This is a genomic window from Gemmatimonas sp., assembly GCF_041689975.1.
In the GTDB taxonomy this organism is placed as follows: domain Bacteria; phylum Gemmatimonadota; class Gemmatimonadetes; order Gemmatimonadales; family Gemmatimonadaceae; genus Gemmatimonas.
Genome location: NZ_JBDNFF010000210.1, coordinates 1 through 5,322 on the forward strand (window position 1 = coordinate 1; position 5,322 = coordinate 5,322).

The window sequence follows — 5,322 nt, forward strand, 5'->3', positions numbered from 1 at the left end:
CGCTCGGGCCGTTCCTCGCCAAGAACTTTGCCAGCACGATCAGCCCGTGGGTGGTCACCCTCGACGCGCTCGAGCCGTTCCGCACGCCGTTAGCCGCGCGTGCCGTGGGCGATCCGGACCCGCTGCCGTATCTCGCCAGCAGCGATGACCGCGCGCGTGGTGGCTTCGGGATCACCGTGGAAACGTGGTTGCGCACGGTGCGCATGCGCGAGGCCGGTGCACCCGCGGTGCGCCTCACGCAGGGGAAGGCGACCGACCTGTACTGGTCGATGGCGCAACTGTTGGTGCATCACGCCAGCAGTGGCTGCAACCTTCGTCCCGGCGACCTGCTGGGCAGCGGCACGATCTCCGGCCCGGACAAGGAAAGCCGCGGCTGTCTGCTCGAACTCACGTGGCGTGGTGCCGAGCCTCTCGCACTGGCCAATGGCGAGACGCGCAGCTTCCTCGAAGACGGGGACGAACTGGAGATCACCGCGTTCGCCGAGCGCGAGGGCGCGGTGCGGATCGGTTTCGGGCGGTGTGTGGGGACGATCCTTCCCGCGCGATGAGTGATCGGTTCTTTGCGGTGCGTCGCCGATCGGTAGCTCTTGGCGGCGAGTAGTCCTCGCATTGTCGCCCTGTCGGTTCCAAATTGACGAATGCGCCCTGACCTGATTCGCGTCGTGCTGGTCGATGATCACCAGATCGTTCGTGCGGGACTCAAAGCGGTTCTCTCGACCGCTAAAGACATTATGGTTGTCGGGGAAGGCGGCACCGGAAAGGATGCGCTGGTCCTGGCCGAGCGCGTCGATCCCCACGTGATCGTGATGGATCTCTCCATGCCCGACATGGACGGTCTGACCGCCACCCGCGAGTTGCAGAAGGCGAATGCGCTACGCACTCCCACGCCGGGCGAGCCGATCACTCGCCGCGTGCTCGTCCTCACCATGCATACCGAAGACGAACACCTGGTCGCGCTCCTTGAAGCGGGCGCGGGCGGCTACCTGCTCAAGTCGGTGGCCGATCGCGAACTGGTCGATGCCGTGCGCACGGTGGCCGCGGGCGACGTGTACGTGCAACCCAGCGCCGCCCGTGCGCTCGCCCGCGGTCTGGCGCGTCGCGACGGCAACGCCGATGAGCGCGCCCGCTTCGAGAAGCTCACCGACCGCGAGCAGGTCGTGCTCAAGATGGTCGCCGAGGGCTTCACGGCGCCGGAAATCGGTGAGCGGCTTACAATCTCGCCGAAAACCGTCGATACGTACAAGCAGCGCATCGGCGAGAAGCTCGGCATCGCGCATCGCAGCGACTACGTGAAGTTCGCCCTCAAGCTCGGGCTGTTGAAGAACGACGGGTAACGGCGGCCTGCTGTTCGGCCTTGACAAGGCTCCACGCAGGCAGCGGTGGGACGGCTACGTCCATCAGTGCGTCGCTCGAACCGTAGCCGTGTTCCGCGCGAACACGCGCCGCGATCTCCCGTCGTAGATCGTCGATCGCCTCGCCGGCGTCGCCATCGAGCTCCATGCGGATCGCGCGGAAACGGCGGCCCGATTCGATGCAGAACAGGTCGGTCAACGCGATCTCGCGCGCGCAGGCTTCAGCGCCGCGCTCCTCGATCAGTCGCTGAGTGCGGGCGATCGTCGTGGCGCGTGCGTACAGCTCGATCGCCATGTCGGCGAGACGCTCCACCACCAGCTGACGCTGCAGAATCTCCTTCTTGTGCGTCACGATCATCTTCTGGGTCGCGGCGGCGAGTGCCGCGACGTGCTTCTCCACGAACTCGGCGTGCTTGCGCAACGACCCGTGGATGGTCACCTCGAAGCGATCCTTCCGGCCCAACACGGCCGCCACGCGTTCCGCCGCGTAGCTCGACACCAGCACCCAATTCTGAATCGGATTCTTGAGCGCGCCCGAGAGTTCTTTCAGCTCTTCGGCCGGCCCCTGAATGCCATTGAGTCCGATGAACAGCCGAAGAATTTCGTTGGCGCCTTCAAAAATGCGGTTGATGCGAGCATCACGCAGATAGCGCTCGTACGGCCACGGCTTCACGAAGCCGCGCCCACCGGCGAGCTGCACCAGTTCATCGGCGGTTCGCCACACGAGTTCACTCGCGAACACCTTGGCGCAGGCGGCTTCGAGCGACGCGTCCACACTGTCTTCATCCAGCGCTGCAGCCAACGCACCGACCATCGCATCCACCGCGTACGTCCCGGCCGCAATCGTGGCCATCTTGCGCTGCGTGATCTCGAACGACGCGAGCGGACCGCCGAATTGCGTGCGGGCCTCGGCGTAGCGCGCGAACTCGGCCAGCAACCGTTTGCATCCCGACGCGCAGCCGGAAGCCAACGACAGTCGGCCGGCATTGAGCGCATTCACGGCCACGCGGAACCCCTTGCCCACGTCGCCAAGCACGTGATCGTCGGGCACGAAGCAATCCTCGAACACCAGCTCGGCCTGCGTGGAAGCGCGGATGCCGAGTTTGCGCACGGTGCCGTCGATGCGGAATCCGGGCATGTCGGGGCGTACGATGAACGCCGTAGGGCGCATGATCGTCTCACCGTTGCGCACGATCGGTGTCTGCGCAAAGGTGGCGATCATGCCGGCGCGCTGCCCGTTGCCGATCCAGTGCTTGCGGCCGTTCAGCAGCCATCCGGTATTCTCGGCGTTGCGACGCGCCGTGGTCACGATGTGCTGCGCGTCGGAACCCGTTTCCGGTTCGGTGAGCGCGTACGCCGCCAGCATCTCGCCACGCGCCAGGGCCGGCAGATAGCGCGCCTTCTGCTCGGCGTTGCCGAAGAGCACGAGCGCCTTGCCGCCCAGTCCACAGTGCACGCCGATCAGCACGCCCAACGAGGCGTCGATCGACGCGATGGCGCCGAACACGCGCGCATAAGCGCTGGCTGAGAGTCCGAGTCCGCCGTACTCCTTGGGCGTGGTGAGGCCGAGTAGGCCGGCCTCGGCGAACGCCTTGATCACCGGCTCGCCGATCGACTCCGCTTCGTCCATCGCTCGCGGATCGATCAGCCCGGACGCGACCATGTCGTTGAGGGCAGCGATCAGTCGATGCACCGTGGCCGCTTCGTCCGGCCGACGCTCGTCGAGCGTGGCGGGGTACGGAAAGAGCAGGCCGTCGGTGATCTCACCCTGAAAGAGACCGCGGAGAAACGACGGTTTGGTTTGGGCGGCAGGCGGCGACGCGCTCATGAGCAAAGACTCCGGAAGCGGTACGAAAGACGGGGCACTTCGATGAGAAGCGCCCCGCCTGGAAAACTAGACTATGGACCGACGATTACGGAAACTTGGCTGGTTCCAACTGAGGGACGACCGGGCCGGGCGCCGTGGCCGTCACGGTGATCGTCACCCGCGTCGCCTTCCCCTCATTCTGGTTGTTGTTGTTGACCACCTGCAGTGTGAGCGTCGCTGTTCCAACCGCGAACCCCGATACGCTCACCAAGGTCGACTGTGCGTTCGGCGCGCCAACTGCGATGCCCGGCGTGTCACTGGTGACGACGACAATCCGGTTTCGGAGCGTGTTGCCGCGGCTATCCAGGAGCGTGATGGCAAACGCAGTGGACTGTCCGCGCGCCACCGAAGAACCGGCGACGGCGACGATCGTATCCACCGGTGTCTGCTGAATGAGCACCGCCGTTTGGCCGAGACGTCCTTCCGACGAGGCACCGATAGACACGTTGCCTGAGGCAATCGCGGTGATGAGCCCCGTGGCGCTCACCGTGGCCCTGGTCGGATCCGTCGTGATCCACTCGACTGGGCGATCGGTTACGTCACGCCCGGTGGAGTCGGTCACCACCACGCTCAGTTGGCGCGTCTGGCCTTCCACCATCGTGACCTGTAGCGGAGATACGACGACGGAGGTGACCGGCACGTTGGTCACGGACAGCGTGACCGTGTCGGCAACGCCTTCGGCGCGCGCAATAACGCGGGCAGTACCCAGTGTGAGCCCGGTGACGATGCCGGCCTGCGTAATGCTGATCACCGTCGGTGTGTTCGTGCTCCACGTGGTGATGCGACCCGCCGGGATCAGCGCGGACGTTGAATCGAGCAACACGGCGGAAAATCCGCGTGGAATGCCAAGTCGCAGTGATCCAGTGCGTTGCTGAATCACCGTCTGCACAATGCGTGGATCCACCGCTTCTATGCTGGTCGAGCACGTGACCTGAGCGTTCTCGGCCGGCGAGGCGGTGACCGTGGCCGTTCCGGCGCGACGGGTGGTTGCCAGGCCCGTGGACGACACGGTCACCACGTTTTCGTTGTTACTGGTCCAGACGATCGGCCGACCCTGCGACGGAATCACGATGTTCGCGGTATCGCGAAGCACGAGGGTGGGCTGCACGCTCTGTGTGACCGTGACCTTCGAGGAGGTCGGTGACAACGAACAGCTGCCGATCGGGATTTCGGTGACCGTGATCGCTGCACCGCCTACGGTCTGATCGGCTTCCGCACTGATCACAACCGTGCCCGCTGTGAGCGCGGTGAGCAGACCGTTCTGGTCGACCGACACGATGGACGAGTTACTGCTGCCCCACCGGAACGGACGACCGGTAATGATGATGTTCTGGTTGTTGCGGGCCGTAGCGGTGAGCTGGCGCGTGTTCGTGCGTCGCAACGTGAGCGTGGACGGCGTGATGGTGACGTTGGCCGCCGTTTCCGGGGTCACCGTGACTTGTACCGACGCACTCTTGTCGTCGGCGATGGCCGAGACCGTAGCGATACCGATACTGACCGCGATCACGTTGCCTTCCGTGGTCACCGTCGCCACTGCGGTGTTGCTCGAGGAAAACGAGATCCTCTTGTTGCGGATCGAATTGCCTTTGCAATCGAAGGCCGTGCCGACGATCGCCGACGCGGCGTTCACCCGCAGCGTAAGACTGGCCGGCGCCACCGAGATGGTGCAGGCGGTCACGGTGGTACTGAGATTGAGACAGCCCGCCAGCCCGAGAAGGGCAAGCGCCGTCGTCGTCGCGCGAAGCGTCGCGCGGATGTTCGCAATGGGGGCAGAGACCCGCATGCAGGTCCGTCCTGTCAACAAAAGTGAATGGGCTATCCGGAAGGGTCTCCCGAACGGCGACGTCCAACCTAAGACGCGTAGTTGGCGCCACCCGTAACCGTTACAGTGCTGGCACCGACCCGCCCTGTGGACAACTTGACCGATCATTCACGTGGCGGCAAGCGGCGTGAACAGTTGTCGCACATATCGTGGCGACTCGGTAGCGACACGATTGGGCGTGCATGCAACTTACCCCGCGCCCATGAACATACCGGTTGACCATGCCACCAAGCCTCGCGTCGCCCCTCCCGGGTCGTGGACGTCTGCCACGAGCTGGATTC

General features: G+C 64.9%; 4 protein-coding genes. 2 read left to right on the plus strand and 2 right to left on the minus strand.

The features are described from left to right. On the plus strand, positions 1-548 hold a 548-nt coding region (locus ACESNG_RS13385; RefSeq protein ID WP_373069331.1), incomplete at its 5' end, for a fumarylacetoacetate hydrolase family protein. 90 nt (positions 549-638) lie between these two features. Then, positions 639-1,334, plus strand: a complete 696-nt coding sequence (locus ACESNG_RS13390; RefSeq protein WP_373069333.1) for a response regulator — start codon at positions 639-641, stop codon at positions 1,332-1,334. On the opposite strand, the gene ACESNG_RS13395 is transcribed toward ACESNG_RS13390, so the two are convergent. Together ACESNG_RS13395 and ACESNG_RS13400 are read right to left on the minus strand one after the other, a co-directional pair. Continuing rightward, complete coding sequence (locus ACESNG_RS13395) at positions 1,303-3,180, minus strand: acyl-CoA dehydrogenase family protein (RefSeq protein WP_373069335.1); 1,878 nt, start codon at positions 3,178-3,180, stop codon at positions 1,303-1,305. The two genes, ACESNG_RS13390 and ACESNG_RS13395, sit on opposite strands and share 32 nt — an antisense overlap. An 85-nt stretch (positions 3,181-3,265) precedes the next feature. Beyond that, positions 3,266-5,002 carry an Ig-like domain-containing protein gene (locus ACESNG_RS13400; RefSeq protein WP_373069337.1) on the minus strand — a complete coding sequence of 579 codons (1,737 nt, stop codon included), beginning with the start codon at positions 5,000-5,002 and terminating at the stop codon, positions 3,266-3,268. Positions 5,003-5,322 lie beyond the last annotated feature (320 nt).

Excerpts from the sequence above, each read along its gene's own strand:
- ACESNG_RS13390 (WP_373069333.1), top strand. The coding sequence starts at position 639 with ATGCGCCCTGACCTGATTCGCGTCGTGCTGGTCGATGATCACCAGATC.
- ACESNG_RS13395 (WP_373069335.1), bottom strand. The coding sequence starts at position 3,180 with ATGAGCGCGTCGCCGCCTGCCGCCCAAACCAAACCGTCGTTTCTCCGC.
- ACESNG_RS13400 (WP_373069337.1), bottom strand. The coding sequence starts at position 5,002 with ATGCGGGTCTCTGCCCCCATTGCGAACATCCGCGCGACGCTTCGCGCG.